Below are 22,530 nucleotides of genomic sequence, written 5' to 3'. Positions count from 1 at the left end.
CCCTGTTTTGGATGGCCTGAGGCTAAGGATAGTTCGGAATCCGAGAGGTAAAGGTTGAATACGTAATTAGTTGTGGCAGACCGTTCGTCCGCCATCGCCCAAGCCCGCGGTTCTCGTGGGCTTGGGTGTCATAAAAAATTATTCGTGGGTGCCTTGCTCTGTTTCATCAGGATAAACCGTGCGCCACAGCTCAAAGCCGCCGTCCATGCTGTACACGTCACTGAAACCCTGGCTGACCAGGTAAGCCGCTGCGCTTTGGCTGGAGTTGCCGTGATAGCAGACTACGATGGTAGGCGCATCGAGATCAGCGCCCTGGATGAAAGCGTGAAGGGAATGGTTATCCAAATGCTTGGAGCCACTGATATGTGAAGTTGCGTAAGTGGCCGGGTCGCGCACATCGACGAGCACCGCGCCTTGTTCACGCAGGGCCTGGGCCTGCTCGGGGGAGATGCGTTTGAATTCGGTCATGAGGTACTCCTGTGGCCTTGGGCGCAACGCCGGTCAAGCGTCGGTGCCGGCCGGCAATGATGCAATGGTCGATGTATTGAGTCTGGCGTGGCCCTTCTCGTCGCAATCGCAGCGCAGCAACTCGCCGGTGTCGACGTTCATCAGTGTCATCGCGCTGCCCCAGACGCAGCCGGTATCGAGGGCAATAACCCCGGCTTCGTCAGTTTGGCCTTCGAGTGCCGCCCAGTGCCCGAAAATGATCTTCAGGTCGCGGGTTTTGCGCTCCTTGTGCTTGAACCACGGCGCGTAGCCGGGCGGGGCGGTCTCGATGCCTTCCTTGCCCTTGAGATCGAGCTTGCCGTCGCGGGTGCAGAAGCGCATGCGCGTGAAATAATTGGTGATGACGCGAAGACGGGCCGTGCCGGTGAGGTCGTTGTCCCATTTGACGGGTTCGTTGCCGTACATGCCGTCCAGGTAGGGGCCGAACAGGTTGTCGTCGCGCAACGCCTGTTCCACTTCGCCAGCGCACTTGAGCGCTCTGCGCAGCGACCATTGGGGTGGGATGCCGGCATGGACCAGCGCGAGGTTGCGCGCCTCGTCGTAATGCATGAGTTTTTGCTGGCGCAACCATTCAAGCAGCTCGACGCAATCGGGGGCGTCGAGAATCTCGCTCAAGGTGTCGGATTTTTTCAGGCGCTCAATGTTTTGCCAGGCGGCTAACAGGTGCAGATCGTGATTGCCGAGCACGCATACCAAAGAGTCGCGGATACCATAGAGGAAACGAAGGGTTTCCAGCGACTGCGGGCCACGGTTGACCAGGTCGCCGACTAGCCACAGCGTGTCTTTGCATGGGTCGAACGCTACCTGCTCCAGCAGGCATTTGAGCGGGTCCAGGCAGCCCTGCAGGTCACCAACCGCATACGTGGCCATCAGTGCAGCGCTCCGGGCACCGCCAGTCGGAAGGGCTTGATGATCGCATCGAATCGCTTACCGTCGTCGGCGAGCATTTGGTAGGTGCCCTCCATGGTGCCGACCTTGGTCGTCATCACTGTCCCGCTGCTATAGCTGTGGCTCTTGCCGGCATCGATCAGTGGCTGTTGGCCAACCACGCCTTCACCACGCACTTCTTCTACATGGCCGTCGCCGTTGGTGATGATCCAATGCCGTGACAGCAGCCTGGCGGGCAGCGAGCCATTGTTGCGCACTGTGATGGTGTAGGCGAAGGCGAAGCGGTCGTGCTCGGGTTGTGACTGTTCAGCGAGGAAGCGGGTGGCGACGCTGACGTCGACCTGGTAACGAGGATCGGACATGCAAAAAGGCCTTGAAAGCGGGACGCGGGAAGAACTGAGGGAGTCAGTCTAGGCCAAGTGTCGGGTAGTAAACCAGACCGGCGTACTTCCCGATAACGGCCTCGCATGTCAAATGACGTTGTCTTTTGGCGCGACCTGTTCACTGAGCTTGTCGGCCAGGCGCACGAAGGCCGCCAGGTCCAGTTGCTCGGGGCGCAAGCTGCCGTCAACACCCGCGGCTTCGATTTCAGCGCTGCTGAGCAGCAGTTTCAACGTGTTGCGCAGGGTTTTGCGACGCTGGTTGAAAGCTTCGCGCACTACGCGCTCCAGCAGGCGGTGATCCTTGGCCGGGTGAGGAAGGACCGCATGAGGTACAAGGCGGACGATCGCGGAGTCGACTTTAGGGGGCGGGTTGAATGCTCCCGGGCCCACGTTGAACAAATGGTCGACCCGGCAATGGTACTGGACCATGATCGATAGTCGGCCCCAATCACCACCGCCAGGACCGGCGGCGAGGCGCTCGACCACTTCTTTCTGCAGCATGAAATGCATGTCGCGGATCAGTGCGGCATTGCTCAGCAGATGGAAAATCAGCGGCGTGGAAATGTTATAGGGCAGGTTGCCAACCACCCGAAGGCTGCCCGGCGCGGCGTCCAGGCTGTTGAAGTCAAACTTCAGTGCGTCGCCCTGGTGCAGGTTGAAATTGCTCTTGCCGGCAAATTGCTGGTTGAGAATCGGCACCAGATCCTTGTCCAGTTCCACCACGTCCAGTTGCGCGCCGCTACCGAGCAGGCCTTGGGTCAGTGCACCCTGGCCTGGACCGATCTCCAGCAGGCGATCATCGGGCTTGGCATTGATGGAACGCAGGATGCGGTCGATCACGCCAGCGTCATGCAAAAAATTCTGGCCGAAGCGCTTGCGCGCGCGGTGTTGGTATTGCTCGGTCATAAGTGGGTCTCGGCCATCTGGTAAGCGGTTTCCAAGGCGACTTGCAGGCTGCCGGTGTCGATCCTGCCGCTGCCGGCCAGGTCCAGGGCGGTGCCGTGGTCCACGGAGGTGCGGATGATCGGCAAGCCCAGCGTCACATTGACCGCCGCGCCGAAGCCTTTGTACTTCAGCACGGGCAAGCCCTGGTCGTGGTACATCGCCAGCACCGCATCGCAGTGCTCCAGATATTTGGGGGTAAACAGAGTGTCGGCAGGCAGCGGGCCACGCAGGTCCATGCCCTCGCTACGCAGGCGTTCCAATGTAGGTTCGATGATGTCGATTTCTTCACGGCCCAGGTGTCCGCCTTCGCCGGCATGGGGATTGAGCCCACACACCAGGATTCGTGGCCGGACGATGCCGAATTTTTCCTGAAGGTCGGCGTGCAGTATGCGCGTGACCCGTTCCAGGCGTTGCGGTGTGATCGCGTCGGCGATATCTCGCAAGGGCAGATGAGTGGTGACCAAGGCTACGCGAAGGCCGCGCGTGGCGAGCATCATCACGACTTGCGAGGTTCGGGTCAGGTCTGCCAGGAATTCCGTGTGTCCGGAAAACTGAATACCGGATTCATTGATGACACCCTTGTGTACCGGGGCGGTGATCATCCCGGCGAAAGCCCCATCCAGGCAGCCTTGGCCGGCGCGGGTCAGGGTTTCCAGAACAAACGCCGCGTTTGCCGTATCCAATTGACCGGTGACGACCGGTGCGCCTAGGGGCGTATCCCAGACATACAGGCTGCCCGCAGGTGCCGGGGCATCGGGCCAGGCGTCTGGCGTAACCAAGCGCAGATCGACGGCCAGCCCCAGTTGCGCGGCCCGCTCGAGGAGCAGGTCGCGGCTGGTGATGGCAATCAGGGGGTGAGGCTGGGCTTGCGAGGCGAGCAGCAGGCACAGGTCGGGACCAATGCCGGCAGGCTCGCCGGGGGTCAGCGCGAAACGCTTGGGTTTCACTGCGCGGCCTGGTCTGCACCAGGGAGTTTGATCTCGACGTAGGCTTCGTCGCGAATCTGGCGAAGCCAGGTTTGCAACTCTTCGTCGTATTTGCGGTTACGCAATACCGTCATCGCCTGTTGCTCGCGCGCCTGGGTGGTACTGTCCGTGGCGCGACGGCCAAGGACTTCCAGGACGTGCCAGCCGTAAGGGCTCTTGAACGGCTTGGACAGTTGGCCCTGGGGTGTTTCGGCCATGACCTGGCGGAACTCGGGGACCAGCGCATTCGGGTCGACCCAGTTCAGGTCGCCACCGTTAAGGGCGGAACCCGGGTCTTCCGAGAAGCTTTTGGCCAGCTCGGCGAAGTCTTCGCCGGCGGTGATCCGCTCGTAGAGCTTCTCGGCCAGGCGCTTGGTCTCGGCTTCGCTACGGATCTCGCTCGGCTTGATCAGGATATGGCGGACATGTACTTCGTCGCGCACCTGTGTGCCGCCGCCGCGTTTTTCCAGCAGTTTGAGGATGATGAAACCACCTGGAGTGCGGGCCGGCTGGGTGATGTCGCCCACGGCCATGGCGCTGAGCTCGCGATCAAACGGAGGCGGCAATTGAGCGGCTTTACGCCAGCCCATGTCACCACCTTCCAGGGCGTTCTCACTGCCCGAACGCGCCACGGCCATCTGGCCGAAGTCAGCACCTTGCTTGAGCTGCTGGTAAACATCCATCGCCTGGCGATAGGCACTCTGAATCGCTTCGGAGTTGGCGCTCTCGGGGGTTGGGATCAGAATGTTCGCCAAGTGCAGTTCTTCAGACAGCTGCATCTTGCCCAGGTCGGAAGCGAGGAAGTTCTTCACTTCCTGCTCGGACACCTGGATGCGCTCGGCCACGCGTCGCTGACGTACGCGGCTGATGACCATCTCACGGCGGATCTGGTCGCGGGCGTCATCAAAGGACAGGCCGTCGCGAGCCAGGGCGGCGCGGAACTGATCGATGGACATGTTGTTGCGCTGGGCAATGGTGCCGACGGCCTGGTTCAGTTCCTCATCGGTGATGCGGATACCGGAACGTTCGCCAATCTGCAGCTGCAGGTTTTCGACGATCAGGCGCTCGAGCACCTGCTGGTCCAGCACGCCCGGTGGTGGCAAGCCGCCGCCACGCTTGGCGATGGTTTGCTGCACTTCATGGACACGCTGGTCCAGTTGGCTCTGCATGACCACGTCGTTGTCGACGATGGCCACGACCTTGTCGATGGACTGTACCGCAGCGTTCGCTGCGGTACCCAGGAACAGCGCGCCCAGCATCAGCGGGCGCAGACAATCAGAAAGCTTGGTCTTCACGTTCACGATAACCTTGAATGCCTTTGTCGAGGAAACTCTCTACTTTGGCGCCGGTAAGGCCGCCGAGTCCCTTCAGAACAATTTGGAGGAAGACGCCGTGGTCGCCTTTTTCGTTTTGCGGGGCGGCTTGACTGAATTCTTCATAGTCGACCCAGTAACGGTTGATCAGGCGCAGTTTCCAGCAGCAGCTGTCATATTCGAAACCACCGAAGGCTTCCAGGGTACGGTTGCGGTTGTAGTCATACTGCCAGCGGCTGATGGCGTTCCACTGCGGCACGATCGGCCAGATGATCGAGAAATCGTGCTGCTTGATCTTGTAGTAGTCCTTCACGTAGTTCGGATCGCCCGGACGGCCATAGTCGCCACCGCCCACTTGCCATTGGCCGGTGGATTCGTCATAGCGGACCTGGTCGTTGCGATAGCGATAACCGGCGTTGATGACCTTGTTCGGGTTGTCTTCAGGCTGGTAGTGGAACATCGCGCTGCCCGAACGGGGGCTGCGGGTGTCCGGGTCCCAGTTGTAGGTCGCCGTGGTGCGCCAATCGCGGTTCCAGCGATATTCGTATTCCAAGGCATACGGGGAAACGTCGGACTTGGCGTCTTCACGTGTCTTGAAGTCGATGCCTGGCAGTTGGACTTCACGATCCTTGAAGTACAGAGCCTGGCCGACGCTGACGCGCTGACGCTCGAACCCGTTTTCTTCGATCCAGCGACTGGTCACGCCAAGGGACAATTTGTTTTCGTCGCCAACACGGTCGGAGCCGGTGAAACGGTTATCCCGGAACAGCGAGGAGTAGCTGAAGGTCGATTCGCTGGTGTCGAACACGGGGATATCGCTCTGGTCCTTCTCCGGTACATAGAGATAGAACAGGCGAGGCTCCAGGGTCTGGCGATAGTTGGTGCCGAACCATTGGGTGTCACGGTCGAAATACAGGCCACTGTCGATGCTGGCGATTGGAACACCACGGCTCTGGCTGCTGCTGTAGGTGCCGCGCAGGCGATCGGCCTCGGCGTTCTGCGCAGCGACCTGAGATCTGCCCCTGCTATCCAGGTCCAGGTCATATTGAGTGTACTGGTACTTGAGCGACGGCTTGATGTAGCCATAGCTTGCGGTCATCGGCAGGCTCATGACGGGTGCCAGGTTCAGACGGTCGCCGTTAGCCCTGGCCAAGCCGCGGATGTTGTTATCCAGGAACGGCTCGGTATTGCCGTCTTCATCGGTGTAGTCACCGGTGCGCAAATCACGATCAAACCGCACCAGTTCGGTCTTGTACGCGAAATCCAGTCCATACGGATGTTCGGGCAGCGAGCCATTGAAGGTGATCTGAGGCAGGCGATTGTACGGCGTGATTTTTGAAATCGTCGCCATCTGGTAAGCCTGGGCATTGAGCCGAGCGGTGTAGTTGTCGCCGCGATAGCTGACAGCGCCTTGCTGGTTCACGTAGTCCCGCGACTCGACGCCGATCTGATCGGTCTGCAGATCCTGGAAATAATACGGATCGCTGATCTTGGTGTAGTCGACTTCTGTCAGCACGCGCGAGTCGAGGCCGCCCTTGTGCTGCCAGTTATACATGTAGCGGGTCTTGTCGTAGTCGCTCTGCCCGCTGCGCTCATCGTCTTCGTCGTTGAGGTACGCGGCGCCGAACTGGCCTTCGCTGGACTTGGTCAGGTAACGGAACTCGCCTTCCATCAACAGGCCGCGCTTGCTCATGTAGCGTGGGTACAACGTGGCGTCGTAGTTCGGCGCCAGGTTGAAGTAGTACGGGGTGACCAGCAGGAAGCCGGTATCACTGCCGCTGCCGATGGTCGGCGGCAGGAAGCCGGACTGACGACGGTCGTCGATCGGGAAATAGATATAAGGCGTGTACAAGACCGGGAAGTCCTTGACCCGCAGCGTGACGTTGGTCGCGGTGCCGAAGCCCGTGGCCGGGTTCAAGGTGATGTTGTTGCCCTTGAGTGTCCACGCGTTGCTGCCCGGTTCGCACGTGGTGTACGTACCGTCCTTGAGGCGGATGATCGCGTTTTCGGCGCGGCGGGCGTACAGCGCGTTACCGCGGATGCGCGACTTGTGCATCACGTATTCGGCGTTGTCGACCTTGGCTTCACCGGTGTCCAGCTGCACATCGGCGTGGTCGCCGACAATCAGCGCGCCGTTGTCGCGGACCCGCACGTTGCCGTTCAGCTCGCCACGGTTCTCGGCCTGGTACAGGCTGGCCTCGTCGGCTTCGACCTGCATGCTGCCCTGGCGCATGACCACGTCGCCGGCCAGGGTCGCCACCTGCTGCTCCTGCTCGTAGCGCGAAGCCTTGGCGCCCAGGAAGGTCGGCGCGTCGCTCTTGGCGGTCTTGTCGTTCATGCCCGGGCGCGTCGGCTCGATGTACGCGCCAGCGCAGTAAGGACCGGTTTCAGCCAGTTGAGCGGGCGTGAGGTTCTCGCGCGGAACCCAGTCCAAGTGACTGTAGTCTTCACTGCGCGTCTTCAAGCCGCGGCCCTTGGCTTCGGTGACGAGCATCGGCTTGTCGCCGGCCACCTCGCCCGAATCGCTGTCGGCCGGTGCGCTGCCGCTGTCGGCAACCGCGCTGCCTTCATGCACGGGACGTGGCGGCAATGCAGCGGCCGGCGTCTTGGGTGAACAGTCCCAGGCACCCGAAGCGGAGACGGAACAGTCATACTGTTGCGCCGCAACGACGAATGAAGAGGCCAGGGGTTGCAGGGCCAGCAGACTGCCGGTAACCAGCAACGGAAATTTTTTACGAAACGCGGGGGATTTCAATGCCATCTTATTAGTCCGGGCTTCCTGCGTGCCATCTGCCCGCGGTGTGGGCCGCACGCCTCTCGATGGTCTGAAAAAGATGCTGGATAATAAAGCATGACCCGCTTGACGGCTAGCGCCGTCGGAGACCCTTGCAATGCCTGACCAAGATGTACGCTTGCAACACCTGAAAGTTTGGCTCGATGAGCAGTTACCGATCCTTTTCGATCAACAGGGGTGGGGGGGCGTACCCCCGGCCACGTTGACCGCGGCCAGCAGCGACGCGAGTTTCCGGCGATATTTCCGCTGGGAAGGCGCGGGCCGCAGCCTGATCGTGATGGATGCACCGCCGCCCCAGGAAAACTGCAAACCCTTCGTGGATATCGCGTTTTTGCTGGCGAAATCCGGCATCAACGTGCCAAAAATTTATGCCGAAGACCTCGATCGCGGTTTTCTTTTGCTCAATGATCTGGGTAACCAGACCTACCTGGATGTAATCAACGGCGAAAATGCCGACGATTTATTCCGCGATGCCTTGCAGGCATTGTTGGCTTTTCAGCAATTGCCTATGGTGGCTCCGCTGCCCAGTTATGACGTTGCTTTGCTGCGTCGCGAGTTGGAGCTGTTCCCGGAGTGGTACGTCAAGCGCGAGTTGGGCATCGAACTCGATGCGACACAGCAGCAACTTTGGCAGCAGGCTTGCGAACTGTTGATCAACAGCGCCCTGGCCCAGCCGAAAGTGCTGGTGCACCGCGACTACATGCCGCGCAATCTCATGCTCAGCGATCCCAATCCAGGTGTGCTCGATTTCCAGGACGCGGTCTACGGGCCGGTGACCTACGATGTGACCTGCCTTTTCAAGGATGCTTTCCTCAGTTGGCCCGAGGCGCGAGTGCGCGGTTGGCTGGAGGATTATTGGCAGCAGGCCGGTGCCCTTGGCATTGCTGTGCAGCCGGACTTCGAAGATTTCCTGCGGGCCAGCGACTTGATGGGCGTGCAGCGCCATCTCAAGGTGATCGGCATCTTCGCGCGCATTTGCCACCGCGACGGCAAGCCGCGCTACCTGAAGGACGTACCGCGCTTCTTCGACTATATAGAAGCGGTCATCGACCGCCGTCCTGAGCTGGCGCCGCTGGATGAGTTGCTCCGCAGCCTGCGCCAATCGGCCGGGGCAAATGCATGAAGGCGATGATCCTCGCGGCGGGCAAGGGGGAGCGCATGCGCCCGCTGACGCTTACCACGCCTAAGCCTTTGATCCGTGTCGCCGAAATTCCCTTGATCGAATATCACCTGCGGGCGCTGGTCGCCGCCGGGTTTGGCGAGATCGTCATCAATCACGCCTGGCTCGGGCAGCAGATCGAAGACCACCTGGGGGACGGCTCACGGTTCGGCGTGCGCATCGTCTATTCCCCGGAAGGCGAGCCGCTGGAAACCGGCGGGGGGATTTTCCGGGCGCTGCCGTTGCTGGGCGATGAAGCGTTTCTCGTGGTCAATGGCGACATATGGACTGATTTCGATTTCAGCACCTTGCCTCGTTCGCTCGACGCGTCGGCTCATCTGGTGCTGGTGGACAATCCTGAACATCACCCAGATGGCGATTTCGTCCTCACCGACGGAAAGGTTCATGAAGGCGCGTCCACGGCCGACAAACTGACCTACAGCGGTATCGCCGTCCTGCATCCGCGATTATTCGACGGTTGCGCGGCTGGCGCGTTCAAGCTCGCACCGTTGCTGCGCAAGGCCATGGACCATGGGCAGGTCAGCGGCGAGCGGCTGCAAGGTCATTGGGTAGATGTCGGAACCCTTGAACGTTTGGCGCAGATTGAAAAATTGATAGAAGCGAGCCGTTGATATGTGGTGGCCAGGGACTCTGATCGGAGCGGGAGCAGGCTTTGCCATAGCCAGCATCCCGGGGGCCATGCTTGGCGCATTGCTGGGACAGGCGCTGGACAGGCGCCTGAACGTCCACAGCTGGGCGCAAGTGCGTGAACGGCTGGGCGGGCGCCCGGCGTTGCGCAACGATGAATTATTGTTCGTGTTGCTCGGACGCCTGGCGAAAAGCGATGGGCGGGTTGTGGACGGTCACATTCAGCAGGCTCGCCTGGAAATGCGCGCCCTCGACCTGAGCGAACCGGCGCAGCGTCGTGCCATTGCGGCATTCAACCGAGGCAAGTCCGAGCATGATCGCTTGCGCGGTTATCTGCGTCGCCTCGCCACTCAGCCCCACGCGGCCGAAGGCGTGCTACGCGCCTGCTGGAGGATGGTCTGGGCTGACGGTCGCGCTGGCGCCAGCGAGCGCGAGTTGCTTGTCCAGTGGGGCAAATGGCTGGGTTGGACGCCGCAGCAGGTCCAGGCGTTGGCGATGGATTACGAACCGCAGAAACTGTCGCAACCCTCAAGCGGCGTGACTTATCAGGAGGCATTGCGATTGCTGGGTGTTTCGGCCACCAGCGAGCCGTCGCAAATAAAGCGGGCTTATCGCCGCTTGCTCAGCCGGCATCACCCGGACAAGATCGCCGGCAGCGGCGCCACGCCTTTACAGGTGCGTGAAGCGACCGACAGGACCCGAGAGCTGCACAATGCCTATCGTTTGATTCGCGAGCGGAGGGATTTCCGCTAATACGGGGTGCCTGTGGCGAGGGAGCTCGCTCCCGCTGGTTCACGAAGCGGCGCCTCAACCTGGCGCCGAATTTCTTACGGAGTCTCAGTTGGCTGACGACTGCTGCGCAGCCGAGCGGGAGCAAGCTCCCTTGCCACAGATAGCTAGCGTGTCGCTTACCGCTGGGAAGGTCTCACTCCCCAGGGTTTTGCGGATTCAACCAACCCCGGACCCGACGGAACAATTGCTCTTGCTCCGCCGAACGGTTCGGCACGGCTTTGAGGGCAACCTGGCTGAAGGTCGATCCTTTCAGGCGTTTGCTCGCTTGCAAGCGCTCCAGTGCCGCGTTGCGGTCCAGTGGCTTGTCCATATAGAAGATATCGGCGGTCGCCAGCTTCAGGGTGGGTGTCAGCTCTGCCAGGCCAGGCTTGGCGGTTACCGGAGTCTGGGCCGCGACCATCACGAAGCGTTCGATCTGCGAGGGTTGCTTTTCGCTAAGGTAGCGCGCTGCCCAATAGGCGCCCGTGCCATGGCCTAGCAGCACAATGCTGCGGGCGCTCTGCTGTTCGGCGTAGGCCAGCGCCGCATCGATGCGGGCGAAAATGCGCTCGGCATCGGCGTTGGCGTGTTCTTCACCGGTTTCGGCGATGGCGGCATCCGCTGCCTCGGCTTCGCCCCCCGTCACTTGCTCGATCGGTGCGGCGGTGGTGGCGTCCGGTGCCGCGGCCGCGACGTCGGCGGGTTTGGTCTCGGGTGGCGTTTCCACGGTGCGCGGAGCGATGACGTCGCCTTGCAGGTCCGGCAGGGTGATACTCAGGCTGCTCCATTGGGCATCAGGCAGTTTCTTGCGCAGGGGGCCGACTGCTTGAGGCCAGTCAGCGGTTTCACCGGCGCCAGGGATGATGATGACGGCGCCCTTGGGCTCGCTGGTATTGGCTGGCTTCCACAGCGCGAGGAAGGCGTCGCTACCGGTTTGTAGCTGTTGCTGCTCTTGAGCGGGGACTTTTCTTACGAGCGCCGCCGCCTCTTCCTGGCTACGCTCGAGCAAGGGTTGGCGTTCGACCGGCTTTTCTCCAGCGGATGGTTCCACTGCGGCGGGTGCCGTTTCGCCAGCCTGCACAGAAAATGCACTCGGCAGGATCAGCGACAGGCACAATGCTGGCAACGCCAGGCGATAAACAGAGGGCATCGGATATTCCATGACCAGAAGTATTTCCGGCAGCCTAATGGGTTGGTCAGTATTTGTCAGTGCATGAGACTTCGATGATGCGTTATTGCTGCCTGTGGGTTATCGGCTGTTTATGGCTTCCCTTGATGGCTTGGGCTGCGCCTGCGCCGCAGGTTCATGGCGTGCAACTGAGTGCGGAACAGCGTCAATGGCTGACGCAACATCAACAGCTGCGGGTCGGCGTGGTATTGCAGGCCCCCTATGCACAATACGATCGGCGTTTACAGCGGTTGTCCGGTACCCATGTCGAGTTGATGCAATGGCTGGGCAAGACGTTGAACGTCGAGTTGACCTGGCGCAATTTCCAAGACGTCGCGCAGCTGGAAGCAGCGGTACGTGACGGCGAAATCGATGTCGCGCCCGGCCTGACCCAAACCCCGGTCGGGCTCAGGCTCTGGCAGTTTTCCGACCCTTACATGCGAGTGCCGCAATTGATCGTCGGCGCGCAGAAAAGCGCCGAGGGCGTGGAGCTGGAGAAGCTCGACGGCCAGGTCCGCGTTGCGGTGCGCATGCCCAGCGCCACGGCGGATTATCTGCGCAGCAATTACCCAGCGTTGAACCTGCAAGGGGTGCCGATGGAGCGCGAGGCGCTGCAATTGTTGCTGACCCAGCAGGCCCGGTTCGCGGTGGTCGATGAGGCGCAGCTGGGACGGTTGATGGTCGAGCCCGAGTTCTCGGAACTGGCGGTGGTGGGCGATATTGGGTCGCCACAGTTGCTACGGGTCGCCACGCGCCGGGACTGGCCCCAGTTGGCCGAAATTATCGACAAGGGGCTGCAAGCCATCCCGGCCAAGGAACTTGAGCAACTGCACAGTCGTTGGCTCAAGCCGAAATACCCGCGCCTGACCGAAACTCCGGGTTTCTGGCAGAACCTGACCTTGCTGTTGCTGGCATTGCTGCTCGCCAGCGTGGCCACCGTGTCTTGGCAACGCCGCCAGCAACGTGGACTGGAGCGCCGGTTGCGTGCCGCGCGAGAGGACATCGCCCAACGCACCGCCAGCGAAGCAGCCTTGCGGCTGACGCAGTTTTCCATCGATCAAAGCACGGTCGGCATCCTCTGGGTCAACTGGGACAGCCATGTGCGCTACGCCAACCGCGCCGCCGAAACCATGCTGGGCTACGGCCCGGGCGGGATCATCGACCGCCCGCTGATCGATTTCGAGCCGGGCTTGCACATGGACCGTTGGTTGAATTTGTGGAAGCGCGCCCGAGCCAGTGAAGACGGGCCGCAGAGTTTCGAGACCGAATGTGTGCGCGCCGATGGTAGCATCCTGCCGGCCGACGTTTCCCTGAGCTTCCTGCGTTTTCGCGATGCCGAATACCTGGTCGTCTACCTAAACGACGTGACGGAGCGTCGACGCGCATTGGCGGCTTTGCGTGAAAGCGAGGCGCGCCTGCAAGGCATCGCGGCGAACGTGCCGGGGTTGGTCTTTCGACTGGAGCGGGCTCCGGTGACTGGACAAATCGACTTTGCCTACATCAGCGAAGGCAGCGAAAGCCTGGTGGGCTACTCCCCGGCGACTTTGGCCCGCAGTGATACCGGTCTGCGCAGCCTGGTCCATCCGGACGACAAGGCCGATTACCACCGCACCCAGGACCAGGCGCTGGACAGCGACAGCGACTGGTCATGGCAAGGCCGCATCCTGACGCGCGAAGGGCAGCAACGCTGGGCCGAGATCAAGGCAATCACACGTCGTCTCGAGGATGGCGCCTACGTCTGGGACGGTATCGTCTGGGACATCACTGAAAGCAAGCGCATCGAACTGGAGCTGGCCAGCTCGCGTGAACAGTTGCGTGAGTTGTCGGCGCACCTGGAAAGCGTAAGAGAGGAAGAAAAAGCACGTATTGCCCGGGAGGTCCACGACGAGCTGGGCCAGATGCTGACGGTGCTGAAGCTGGAGACTTCCATGTGCGAATTGGCCTACGCGCAGCTGGATCCTGGCCTGCAGGAGCGGCTCAACAGCATGAAGCGCTTGATCGCCCAGCTGTTTCAACTGGTGCGAGACGTGGCCACAGCGTTGCGCCCACCTATCCTGGATGCCGGTATCGCTTCGGCCATTGAATGGCAGGCACGGCGCTTCGAGGCGCGTACCCACATCCCGTGCCTGGTGCAGGTGCCTGACAACTTGCCACCGTTGAGCGACGCGAAGGCCATCGGTCTGTTCCGGATTCTCCAGGAAGCGCTGACCAATGTGATGCGCCACGCCCAGGCGCATACTGTGGAACTGACGCTGACCCAGGAAGGCGGCCATCTATGCCTGACGGTCAGCGATGACGGTGTAGGATTCATTGCCGACGCCAGTAGGCCAACGTCCTTTGGCTTGGTTGGCATGCGTGAGCGTGTGTTGATCATGGGCGGACAGTTGACTCTGGGCAGCGAGCCGGGGGAGGGGACGACCTTGTCGGTGCGCGTGCCGTTGGGTGAGGCATGACGGGAGTGGTTATCCGGGGTGACCGCATCGCGAGCAAGCTCGCTCCCACATGGATTAATGTTACGCGAGCTTGCTCGCGATGAGATTCTGAATCTGGAGAACAATGTGATCCGTGTACTGGTAGCCGAAGACCACACCATCGTCCGCGAAGGGATCAAGCAGTTGATCGGCCTGGCCAAGGATCTGGTGGTGGCGGGGGAGGCGAGCAATGGCGAACAACTGCTCGAGACCCTGCGACACGTGCCCTGCGAAGTCGTGCTGCTGGATATTTCCATGCCGGGCGTCAACGGCCTGGAGGCGATCCCACGGATCCGGGCGTTGAACAACCCGCCGGCCATCCTGGTGTTGTCCATGCATGACGAAGCGCAAATGGCGGCTCGCGCCCTTAAGGTCGGCGCCGCCGGCTACGCCACCAAGGACAGCGACCCGGCATTGCTGCTCATGGCGATTCGAAAAGTCGCTGCCGGCGGACGCTACATCGACCCGGACCTGGCCGACCGCATGGTCTTCGAAGTGGGCCTGACCGACACCCGACCGCTGCATTCACTATTGTCGGAGCGCGAGTTCTCAGTCTTCGAACGCCTCGCCCAAGGCGCCAATGTCAACGACATCGCCCAGCAACTGGCCCTGAGCAGCAAGACCATCAGTACCCACAAGGCGCGGCTGATGCAGAAACTCAACATCACCTCGCTGGCGGAACTGGTGAAATACGCGATGGAGCACAAGTTGCTCTGAATCCCACCATCGTCCCCTTGTGGGAGCGAGCTTGCTCGCGATAGCGTCGGACCATACAGCGCATAGGTAGCTGACAGACCGCCATCGCGAGCAAGCTCGCTCCCACAGGGTTTGTGTTGGCATATCCATTTGCGACACGCCCCAGCACAGCGCTTGCCCCGGTTTGCAGCTCGCTGCTTGAAACTTGCCACTGCACTTATCCAATCCCGCCACCCGTGTAGGGAAATCCCTACCCCGACTCTTCCATCCGGCTGAGGCGATTCTCTCCTGCGGCCCGATTTGCGCGGGTCCCGGGCTCCACTAGGCTTGGACTCACAAGCAGTCATCAATACAAAAGGTGCGGGTATGAGCCAGGTCGATTCAAGCGCGGGGGCCAGTGATGTGCTGGTCAGCTTTCGTGGTGTGCAAAAGAGCTACGACGGCGAGAACCTGATCGTCAAAGACCTCAACCTGGACATTCGCAAAGGCGAATTCCTGACCCTCCTCGGACCTTCCGGCTCCGGCAAGACCACCAGCCTGATGATGCTCGCCGGTTTCGAGACTCCGACCGCCGGTGAAATCCTGCTGGCTGGCCGTTCCATCAACAACGTGCCGCCTCATAAGCGCGACATCGGCATGGTGTTCCAGAACTACGCCTTGTTCCCCCACATGACCGTCGCCGAGAACCTGGCCTTCCCGTTGACCGTTCGCGGCTTGAACAAGAGCGACGTCGGTGATCGGGTCAAGCGAGTCTTGAGCATGGTCCAGCTGGAAACCTTCGCCCAGCGTTATCCGGCGCAATTGTCCGGTGGCCAGCAGCAGCGCGTGGCCCTGGCCCGGGCGCTGGTGTTCGAGCCGCAACTTGTCTTGATGGACGAACCCCTTGGTGCATTGGACAAACAGCTGCGTGAACACATGCAGATGGAAATCAAGCACCTGCACCAGCGCCTCGGCGTCACCGTGGTCTACGTGACGCACGACCAGGGCGAAGCCCTCACCATGTCCGACCGTGTGGCCGTGTTCCACCAGGGCGAGATCCAGCAGATCGCCCCGCCGCGCACATTGTACGAAGAACCGAAAAACACCTTCGTCGCCAACTTCATCGGCGAAAACAACCGCCTCAACGGCCGCCTGCACAGCCAGACCGGCGATCGGTGCCTGGTGGAGTTGGGGCGCGGTGAGAAAGTCGAGGCCCTGGCCGTCAATGTCGGCCAGCCTGGCGAGCCGGTCACGCTCTCGATCCGGCCGGAGCGGGTGAGCCTCAACGGCTCCAGCGAACAATGCGTCAACCGCTTTTCAGGGAGGGTGGCGGAATTCATCTATCTGGGCGACCACGTCCGGGTTCGCCTGGAGGTCTGCGGCAAGAACGACTTCTTCGTGAAACAGCCCATTGCCGAGCTCGATCCCGCGCTCGCCGTCGGGGACGTGGTTCCGCTTGGCTGGCAAGTCGAGCATGTGCGCGCGCTCGATCCCCTTTTAGAGGCGAACTGATCGCCCCCCTGCTGTACCAACACCAACCCTGCACGTGGAGAGAACAATAAATGTTGAGATCCTTGAAGTTCACAGCCCTGACATTGGGCATGATGGGTGCGGCAAGCGCGATGGCGGCGGGCCCGGACCTGACCGTGGTGTCTTTCGGCGGGGCGAACAAGGCGGCTCAGGTCAAAGCCTTTTACGCACCGTGGGAAGCTGCCGGCAATGGCAAGATCGTGGCGGGCGAGTACAACGGCGAAATGGCCAAGGTCAAGGCCATGGTCGATACCAAGAGCGTCTCGTGGGACCTGGTGGAAGTCGAGTCGCCGGAATTGTCCCGTGGCTGCGACGAGGACATGTTCGAGCAGCTCGATCCGGCCTTGTTCGGCAAGACCGAAGACTACGTCAAGGGCGCCATCCAGCCTTGCGGCGTGGGCTTTTTCGTCTGGTCGACCGTGCTGGCCTACAACGCCGATAAGCTGAAAACCGCACCGACCAGCTGGGCTGATTTCTGGGACACCAAGCAGTTCCCGGGCAAGCGTGGCCTGCGCAAGGGCGCGAAGTACACCTTGGAATTTGCCTTGATGGCCGACGGCGTGGCGCCCAAAGACGTCTACAAAGTGCTGGCTGGTAAAGATGGCCAGGACCGCGCCTTCAAGAAGCTGGACGAACTCAAGCCGAACATCCAATGGTGGGAAGCTGGTGCCCAACCGCCGCAATACCTCGCTTCCGGTGACGTTGTCATGAGCTCGGCCTACAACGGCCGGATCGCCGCGGTGCAGAAAGAAAGCAACCTGAAAGTGGTGTGGAACGGCGGCATCTACGACTTCGACGCCTGGGCTATTCCTCGTGGCCTGGACAAGACGCGCGCAGAAGCGGCGAAGAAATTCATCGCCTTCTCTGTGGCGCCACAGCAGCAGAAGACCTATTCGGAAAACATCGCCTACGGCCCGGCCAACACCCAGGCTGTTCCGTTGCTGGCCAAGGATGTCCTGAAAGACATGCCGACCACTCCGGAGAACATTGCCAACCAAGTGCAGATCGACGTGAGCTTCTGGGCTGACAACGGCGAGCAACTGGAACAGCGCTTCAACTCCTGGGCGGCGAAGTAACCCACGTCTTCCTGGGAGGCGAGGCTTTTTGTGGCGAGGGAGCTTGCTCCCGCTTGAGTGCGTAGCACTCACGAGATAGGCATTGCCGACATTTTTGGGGCCGCTTTGCGGCCCAGCGGGAGCAAGCTCCCTCGCCACGATCACGCGTACGTCCAGGTTGTGGTTTCAAAAGAACAGAGGCGGCCCGCCGCCCCTGTAACGATAAAAAGATTTGCGGAGTTCGCCATGGCCATCGCCGTTCCACTGAACGCGGGCACCAGCCCCACCCTAAAGCAGCGGCTCAAGCGCGCCGAGCGGGTCAACCGCTGGAAGGCCCAGGCCTTGATCGCGCCGTTGGTGCTGTTTCTGTTGCTGGTGTTCCTGGTGCCCATCGTCGCGCTGTTGTTCAAAAGCGTCAGCAACCCGGAAGTGGTCAACGCAATGCCGCGCACCGTGGCTGCGGTCGCCGCCTGGGATGGACGTGGATTGCCAGGCGAGCCTGTTTACAAGGCAGCCAGCGAGGACCTGGCCGAAGCCCGGAAAAATCAGACTTTGGGCGACCTGTCCAAACGATTGAACATGGAACTGGCCGGCTATCGCAGCCTCCTGACCAAGACTGCCAGGGCGCTGCCGTTCGCTGCCGAACCGGCTTCCTATAAAGAAGCGCTCGAAGGCCTCGACGAACGTTGGGGGGACCCGGCCTATTGGCAGGTGATCCGCCGTAACACCAGCGACGTCACGCCGTACTACCTGCTCGCGGCGGTCGACCATCGCATCGACGATCTCGGTGAACTCGCGCCGGCCACTCCCGACCAGGCGATCTACCTGGACATTTTTACCCGCACCTTCTGGATGGGCCTGGTCATTACCGCCATTTGCCTGGTGCTCGCCTATCCGTTGGCTTATCTACTGGCGAACCTACCGTCGCGCCAGAGCAATCTGTTGATGATTCTGGTGCTGCTGCCGTTCTGGACCTCGATCCTGGTGCGTGTGGCGGCGTGGATCGTGCTGCTGCAATCGGGAGGCTTGATCAACAGCGCCTTGATGGCCATGGGCATCATCGATAAACCTTTGGAACTGGTATTCAACCGCGTCGGTGTGTACATCTCCATGGTCCACATCCTGCTGCCGTTCATGATCCTGCCGATCTACAGCGTGATGAAGGGTATCTCGCCCACCTACATGCGCGCGGCGATTTCCCTGGGTTGCCACCCGTTCGCCAGTTTCTGGCGGGTGTACTTCCCGCAGACCTACGCAGGTGTCGGTGCCGGTTGCCTGTTGGTGTTCATTCTCGCCATCGGCTACTACATCACCCCAGCGCTGCTGGGCAGCCCGAACGACCAGATGGTCAGCTACTTCGTCGCGTTCTACACCAACACCAGCATCAACTGGGGCATGGCCACGGCGCTCGGCGGCCTGCTGTTGCTGGCGACCATCGTGCTTTATCTGATTTACAGCTGGCTGGTGGGCGCCAGTCGCCTGCGCCTGAGCTAAGGGGAGATCGAAATGCTGAGTCCTTACATGTCCCCCGTCGAACGGGTGTGGTTCTACAGCTTGCGCATACTCTGCGGGCTGATCCTGTTGTTCCTGATCCTGCCGGTGCTGGTGATCATTCCATTGTCGTTCAACTCCGGCAGCTTCCTGGTTTACCCGTTGCAGGGCTTTTCGCTGCAGTGGTACCACGACTTCTTCGCTTCGGCGGAATGGATGCGGGCCTTGAAGAACAGCATCATCGTCGCTCCGGCGGCGACGCTGTTGGCGATGGTGTTTGGCACATTGGCCGCTATCGGACTGACCCGTGGCGACTTCCCGGGCAAGGCGCTGGTGATGGCCCTGGTGATTTCGCCCATGGTGGTGCCGGTGGTGATCATCGGCGTGGCCAGCTACCTGTTCTTCGCGCCGTTGGGAATGGGTAACAGCTTCTTTTCACTGATCGTCGTCCACGCTGTGCTGGGCGTACCGTTTGTCATCATCACCGTTTCGGCGACCTTGCAGGGCTTCAACCACAACCTGGTCCGGGCTGCCGCCAGCCTCGGAGCGTCGCCATTGACGGCGTTTCGCCGGGTGACCTTGCCGTTGATCGCCCCAGGCGTCATTTCCGGCGCGCTGTTCGCCTTCGCGACGTCGTTCGATGAAGTGGTGGTGACCTTGTTCCTGGCGGGGCCGGAGCAGGCGACGTTGCCTCGGCAGATGTTCAGCGGCATCCGTGAAAACCTCAGCCCCACCATCGCGGCGGCAGCAACGCTGCTGATCGCCTTCTCGGTGATCCTGTTGCTGACCCTGGAGTGGTTGCGTGGGCGCAGCGAGAAGCTGCGTACTACCCAGGTCTGAGAATTGCGGTAAAGCAGTGTGGGAGCGAGCCTGCTCGCGAATGCGGTGGCATATTCAACGTTTATGTCGGCTGACACTCCGTTTCGCGAGCAGGCTCGCTCCCACATTGGATTCGTTGGGGCATTCACACGCTGAATAGCAGACAACCCGCCATACCGAGCTATCCTTGTGCCAGCCCACTCTCGAGCAAGAGGCCGCGCACATGAGTCTTTCCTCGTTCAAGATCGCCCACAAACTGATCACCGGTGCCGCTGCCATCGAGCAACTGGCGGCGGAACTGACGCGGTTGGATGTCGACAACCCGCTGATCGTGACCGATGCGGCGCTGGTGAAGTCCGGCACCGTGGAGTTGGCGCTGCAGCATCTTGGCGGCCGCGACTACGAGATTTTCGACCGGGTCATGCCGGACCCGGAAATCGCCATCGTCGAAGACTGCATGCAAGCCTACCGCGACGGTGGCCATGACGGCCTGATCGGCCTGGGTGGCGGCAGTGCCATCGATATCGCAAAGTGCGTGGGCGTCTATGCCGGTTATCACGGCGAACTGCAAGACATGTTCGGCGTCGATCAGGTGCCGCGCAAAGGCCCGCCGATGATCGCCATCCCTACCACGGCCGGTACCGGGTCGGAAGTCACGAACGTGGCGATCCTCTCCGACAAGGCTGCACAGCTGAAGAAAGGCATCGTCAGCGATTACCTGTTGCCGGACGTGGCGCTGGTCAGCCCGCAAATGACCCTCACCTGCCCGCGGGGGGTGACCGCCGCCAGCGGTGTCGATGCGCTGGTGCACGCGATCGAGTCCTACCTGTCGCTCAATGCTTCACCGATCACCGATGCCCTGGCCATCGGCGCAATCAAACTGATCACCCGCGCACTGCCCAAGGCCTACGCCAACCCTTCGCACCTGCAAGCCCGCGAAGACATGGCCACCGCAAGCCTGATGGCGGGCATGGCGTTCGGCAATGCCGGGGTGGGGGCCGTGCACGCGCTGGCTTATCCGCTGGGCGGGCGGTTCCATGTATCCCATGGTGTGGCCAACGCGTTGCTGCTGCCTTATGTCATGGCGTGGAACAAAATGGCCTGTGTCGAACGCATGCGAGACATCGCCGACGCCATGGGCATCAAGACCGCCCATCTGAGCGACCTCGAAGCCGCGGACGAGGCGGTGCAAGCCATGGTTGCGTTGTGTGCCGCCGTTGAAATCCCCTCAGGGCTCAGCGGCTTGGGCGTGACCGAGGATGTGATCCCGTCCATGGCAGCGGAGGCTGCGGGGATAGAGCGGCTGATGCGCAACAACCCGCGGCAACTGAGCGCCGCCGATATCGAGAAGATCTACCGCGCGGCGTATTGATCGTCTGCCACGGTGGGCGCGCCAAATCTTGAGGTATACAATGCGCGCCATCGTGATTTCGCTCAAAACAGGTGCGTCATGCAGCCCTTCGCTATTGCTCCGTCGATTCTCTCCGCCGACTTCGCCCGCTTGGGCGAAGAAGTGGACAACGTTCTGGCCGCCGGGGCCGACATCGTGCACTTCGATGTCATGGACAACCATTACGTACCCAACCTGACCATCGGCCCGATGGTCTGCGCGGCGCTGCGCAAGTACGGCATCACCGCTCCGATCGACGCGCACCTGATGGTCAGCCCGGTGGATCGCATCGTCGGTGATTTCATCGAGGCAGGCGCGACCTATATCACCTTCCACCCGGAAGCCTCGTTGCATGTCGACCGCTCCTTGCAGTTGATCCGCGAAGGTGGCTGCAAGGCTGGCCTGGTGTTCAACCCGGCAACGCCCTTGGATGTACTCAAATACGTGATGGACAAGGTCGACATGGTCTTGCTGATGAGCGTCAACCCCGGCTTCGGCGGGCAGAAGTTCATCCCGGGCACCCTCGACAAGCTGCGCGAAGCCCGGGCGCTGATCGATGCCTCGGGGCGCGACATCCGGCTGGAGATCGACGGTGGCGTGAACGTGAACAACATCCGCGAAATCGCCGCGGCCGGCGCCGACACCTTTGTCGCCGGTTCGGCGATCTTCAATGCGCCCGACTACAAAGAGGTCATTGAGAAAATGCGCGCCGAATTGGCCCTGGCGCGCCCATGAGCGGTTTCGAGCAGCTGTTTCCCGGCAGCCTGCCGCGCCTGGTGATGTTCGACCTCGATGGCACGCTGGTTGATTCGGTCCCGGACCTCGCGGCAGCCGTGGACAGCATGCTGCTCAAACTTGGACGTCCCCCCGCTGGTATCGACGCGGTTCGCCAATGGGTTGGCAACGGCGCGCCCATGCTGGTGCGCCGGGCCCTGGCCAACCACATCGATGCCCAGGGCGTCGATGAAGCCGAGGCCGAGCGGGCGATGGAGCTTTTCAACGAAGCCTACGAAGGCAACCACGAACTGACCGTGGTCTATCCCGGAGTGCGTTCCACGCTCAAATGGCTGCACAAGCAAGGCGTGGAGATGGCGTTGATCACCAACAAGCCGGAACGCTTCGTCGCGCCGCTGCTGGACCAGATGAAAATCGGCCGATATTTTCGCTGGATCATCGGCGGCGACACCCTGCCGCAGAAAAAGCCAGACCCGGCCGCGCTGTTCTTCGTGATGAAAATGGCCAATGTCCCGGCTTCTCAATCGCTGTTCGTCGGCGACTCGCGCAGTGATGTGCTGGCGGCAAAGGCGGCCGGAGTCAAATGCGTGGCGCTGAGTTATGGCTACAACCACGGCCGGCCGATCGCCGAAGAGTTTCCGACACTGGTGGTCGATGATTTGCGCCTGTTAATTCCCGGTTGCCTGGACCCGGCCGCTGAGATAACGTTGCCCGACGCTGTTCAATCCTCTTCTGGAAACGCCATCGTGGTGGTCACTCGCAAACTCTGGATGAAAGTCATGAAGGCCTTGGCCCGCTGGCGTTGGCGCGCCTGACTTGTTCC

General features: G+C 61.3%; 20 protein-coding genes. 12 read left to right on the top strand and 8 right to left on the bottom strand.

What is annotated here, in order from left to right:
* Nucleotides 1-138: 138 nt before the first annotated feature.
* The 7 genes from glpE to J3P76_RS23035 all read right to left on the bottom strand — a co-directional run bounded on the left by glpE (nt 139) and on the right by J3P76_RS23035 (nt 7,762).
* Nucleotides 139-468, bottom strand: a complete 330-nt coding sequence (gene glpE / locus J3P76_RS23065; RefSeq protein WP_420764877.1) for a thiosulfate sulfurtransferase GlpE — start codon at nt 466-468, stop codon at nt 139-141.
* A 33-nt stretch (nt 469-501) separates the two neighbouring features.
* Nucleotides 502-1,377, bottom strand: coding sequence for a symmetrical bis(5'-nucleosyl)-tetraphosphatase (locus J3P76_RS23060; protein ID WP_434609203.1), 876 nt, complete (start codon nt 1,375-1,377; stop codon nt 502-504).
* On the bottom strand, nt 1,377-1,757 hold the full coding sequence (gene apaG, locus J3P76_RS23055; RefSeq protein WP_434561994.1) for a Co2+/Mg2+ efflux protein ApaG: 381 nt from the start codon (nt 1,755-1,757) through the stop codon (nt 1,377-1,379). The genes J3P76_RS23060 and apaG overlap by 1 nt, the downstream gene beginning before the upstream one ends.
* A gap of 108 nt (nt 1,758-1,865) precedes the next feature.
* Nucleotides 1,866-2,684, bottom strand: a complete 819-nt coding sequence (rsmA, locus tag J3P76_RS23050) for a 16S rRNA (adenine(1518)-N(6)/adenine(1519)-N(6))-dimethyltransferase RsmA (protein ID WP_434609206.1) — start codon at nt 2,682-2,684, stop codon at nt 1,866-1,868.
* Entirely contained in the window at nt 2,681-3,670 is a 990-nt protein-coding gene (gene pdxA / locus J3P76_RS23045; RefSeq protein ID WP_434609208.1) for a 4-hydroxythreonine-4-phosphate dehydrogenase PdxA, read from the bottom strand. Before pdxA ends, rsmA begins: the two co-directional genes overlap by 4 nt.
* Nucleotides 3,667-4,983 carry a peptidylprolyl isomerase SurA gene (gene surA, locus J3P76_RS23040; protein ID WP_420764872.1) on the bottom strand — a complete coding sequence of 439 codons (1,317 nt, stop codon included), beginning with the start codon at nt 4,981-4,983 and terminating at the stop codon, nt 3,667-3,669. The genes pdxA and surA overlap by 4 nt, the downstream gene beginning before the upstream one ends.
* The gene (locus J3P76_RS23035) at nt 4,964-7,762 is read right to left on the bottom strand and encodes an LPS-assembly protein LptD (RefSeq protein ID WP_434675465.1); all 2,799 of its coding nucleotides are present in this window, start codon (nt 7,760-7,762) and stop codon (nt 4,964-4,966) included. Before J3P76_RS23035 ends, surA begins: the two co-directional genes overlap by 20 nt.
* A 130-nt stretch (nt 7,763-7,892) precedes the next feature.
* Here J3P76_RS23035 and J3P76_RS23030 point away from each other — a divergent pair, with 130 nt between their 5' ends.
* From J3P76_RS23030 to J3P76_RS23020, 3 genes are read left to right on the top strand one after another with little or no spacing between them, the layout of a single operon-like run.
* Nucleotides 7,893-8,918, top strand: a complete 1,026-nt coding sequence (locus J3P76_RS23030; RefSeq protein WP_434701280.1) for an aminoglycoside phosphotransferase family protein — start codon at nt 7,893-7,895, stop codon at nt 8,916-8,918.
* Nucleotides 8,915-9,586: an N-acetylmuramate alpha-1-phosphate uridylyltransferase MurU gene (murU, locus tag J3P76_RS23025; protein WP_434609212.1), complete on the top strand. Its 672-nt coding sequence runs from the start codon at nt 8,915-8,917 to the stop codon at nt 9,584-9,586. The genes J3P76_RS23030 and murU overlap by 4 nt, the downstream gene beginning before the upstream one ends.
* Nucleotide 9,587: 1 nt before the next feature.
* Complete coding sequence (locus tag J3P76_RS23020) at nt 9,588-10,355, top strand: TerB family tellurite resistance protein (RefSeq protein ID WP_420764868.1); 768 nt, start codon at nt 9,588-9,590, stop codon at nt 10,353-10,355.
* A 172-nt stretch (nt 10,356-10,527) separates the two neighbouring features.
* Here the strand turns inward: J3P76_RS23020 and J3P76_RS23015 are convergent, their stop codons facing one another.
* A complete protein-coding gene (locus J3P76_RS23015) occupies nt 10,528-11,523 on the bottom strand; it encodes an alpha/beta hydrolase family protein (RefSeq protein WP_434609215.1) in 996 nt (331 codons plus the stop codon).
* Between the two features lie 74 nt (nt 11,524-11,597).
* Between J3P76_RS23015 and J3P76_RS23010 the strand changes: the two genes are divergently transcribed.
* From J3P76_RS23010 to J3P76_RS22970, 9 genes are all read left to right on the top strand, one after another.
* Nucleotides 11,598-13,994, top strand: coding sequence for a PAS domain-containing sensor histidine kinase (locus J3P76_RS23010; RefSeq protein ID WP_434701278.1), 2,397 nt, complete (start codon nt 11,598-11,600; stop codon nt 13,992-13,994).
* A 57-nt stretch (nt 13,995-14,051) separates the two neighbouring features.
* On the top strand, nt 14,052-14,729 hold the full coding sequence (locus J3P76_RS23005) for a response regulator (RefSeq protein ID WP_420764865.1): 678 nt from the start codon (nt 14,052-14,054) through the stop codon (nt 14,727-14,729).
* 345 nt (nt 14,730-15,074) lie between these two features.
* A complete protein-coding gene (locus J3P76_RS23000; protein WP_420764864.1) occupies nt 15,075-16,199 on the top strand; it encodes an ABC transporter ATP-binding protein in 1,125 nt (374 codons plus the stop codon).
* Between the two features lie 50 nt (nt 16,200-16,249).
* The gene (locus tag J3P76_RS22995; protein WP_042730717.1) at nt 16,250-17,293 is read left to right on the top strand and encodes an ABC transporter substrate-binding protein; all 1,044 of its coding nucleotides are present in this window, start codon (nt 16,250-16,252) and stop codon (nt 17,291-17,293) included.
* A gap of 225 nt (nt 17,294-17,518) precedes the next feature.
* Nucleotides 17,519-18,766 (top strand): ABC transporter permease, encoded by a 1,248-nt coding sequence (locus J3P76_RS22990; RefSeq protein WP_420764863.1) that lies wholly within the window; start codon nt 17,519-17,521, stop codon nt 18,764-18,766.
* Between the two features lie 12 nt (nt 18,767-18,778).
* On the top strand, nt 18,779-19,603 hold the full coding sequence (locus J3P76_RS22985) for an ABC transporter permease (RefSeq protein ID WP_420764862.1): 825 nt from the start codon (nt 18,779-18,781) through the stop codon (nt 19,601-19,603).
* 202 nt (nt 19,604-19,805) lie between these two features.
* Nucleotides 19,806-20,954, top strand: a complete 1,149-nt coding sequence (locus tag J3P76_RS22980) for an iron-containing alcohol dehydrogenase (RefSeq protein WP_434562012.1) — start codon at nt 19,806-19,808, stop codon at nt 20,952-20,954.
* A 78-nt stretch (nt 20,955-21,032) separates the two neighbouring features.
* Nucleotides 21,033-21,707: a ribulose-phosphate 3-epimerase gene (gene rpe / locus J3P76_RS22975; RefSeq protein WP_420764860.1), complete on the top strand. Its 675-nt coding sequence runs from the start codon at nt 21,033-21,035 to the stop codon at nt 21,705-21,707.
* Nucleotides 21,704-22,522 carry a phosphoglycolate phosphatase gene (locus J3P76_RS22970; RefSeq protein ID WP_434675461.1) on the top strand — a complete coding sequence of 273 codons (819 nt, stop codon included), beginning with the start codon at nt 21,704-21,706 and terminating at the stop codon, nt 22,520-22,522. The genes rpe and J3P76_RS22970 overlap by 4 nt, the downstream gene beginning before the upstream one ends.
* The last annotated feature ends 8 nt before the right edge of the window (nt 22,523-22,530 follow it).

The sequence above is a fragment of the Pseudomonas sp. D1-36 genome, from assembly GCF_051132205.1.
Taxonomy (GTDB): Bacteria; Pseudomonadota; Gammaproteobacteria; order Pseudomonadales; family Pseudomonadaceae; genus Aquipseudomonas.
This window is presented reverse-complemented; position numbering and strand designations above follow the sequence as displayed.

Coding starts and splice junctions, on each gene's coding strand:
- J3P76_RS22990 (WP_420764863.1), top strand. CDS start 17,519: ATGGCCATCGCCGTTCCACTGAACGCGGGCACCAGCCCCACCCTAAAG.
- apaG (WP_434561994.1), bottom strand. CDS start 1,757: ATGTCCGATCCTCGTTACCAGGTCGACGTCAGCGTCGCCACCCGCTTC.
- J3P76_RS23015 (WP_434609215.1), bottom strand. CDS start 11,523: ATGCCCTCTGTTTATCGCCTGGCGTTGCCAGCATTGTGCCTGTCGCTG.
- J3P76_RS23000 (WP_420764864.1), top strand. CDS start 15,075: ATGAGCCAGGTCGATTCAAGCGCGGGGGCCAGTGATGTGCTGGTCAGC.
- J3P76_RS23020 (WP_420764868.1), top strand. CDS start 9,588: ATGTGGTGGCCAGGGACTCTGATCGGAGCGGGAGCAGGCTTTGCCATA.
- J3P76_RS23005 (WP_420764865.1), top strand. CDS start 14,052: ATGTTACGCGAGCTTGCTCGCGATGAGATTCTGAATCTGGAGAACAAT.
- J3P76_RS22995 (WP_042730717.1), top strand. CDS start 16,250: ATGTTGAGATCCTTGAAGTTCACAGCCCTGACATTGGGCATGATGGGT.
- rsmA (WP_434609206.1), bottom strand. CDS start 2,684: ATGACCGAGCAATACCAACACCGCGCGCGCAAGCGCTTCGGCCAGAAT.
- J3P76_RS22980 (WP_434562012.1), top strand. CDS start 19,806: ATGAGTCTTTCCTCGTTCAAGATCGCCCACAAACTGATCACCGGTGCC.
- murU (WP_434609212.1), top strand. CDS start 8,915: ATGAAGGCGATGATCCTCGCGGCGGGCAAGGGGGAGCGCATGCGCCCG.
- glpE (WP_420764877.1), bottom strand. CDS start 468: ATGACCGAATTCAAACGCATCTCCCCCGAGCAGGCCCAGGCCCTGCGT.
- rpe (WP_420764860.1), top strand. CDS start 21,033: ATGCAGCCCTTCGCTATTGCTCCGTCGATTCTCTCCGCCGACTTCGCC.
- J3P76_RS22985 (WP_420764862.1), top strand. CDS start 18,779: ATGCTGAGTCCTTACATGTCCCCCGTCGAACGGGTGTGGTTCTACAGC.
- J3P76_RS23010 (WP_434701278.1), top strand. CDS start 11,598: ATGATGCGTTATTGCTGCCTGTGGGTTATCGGCTGTTTATGGCTTCCC.
- J3P76_RS22970 (WP_434675461.1), top strand. CDS start 21,704: ATGAGCGGTTTCGAGCAGCTGTTTCCCGGCAGCCTGCCGCGCCTGGTG.
- J3P76_RS23035 (WP_434675465.1), bottom strand. CDS start 7,762: ATGGCATTGAAATCCCCCGCGTTTCGTAAAAAATTTCCGTTGCTGGTT.
- J3P76_RS23030 (WP_434701280.1), top strand. CDS start 7,893: ATGCCTGACCAAGATGTACGCTTGCAACACCTGAAAGTTTGGCTCGAT.
- J3P76_RS23060 (WP_434609203.1), bottom strand. CDS start 1,377: ATGGCCACGTATGCGGTTGGTGACCTGCAGGGCTGCCTGGACCCGCTC.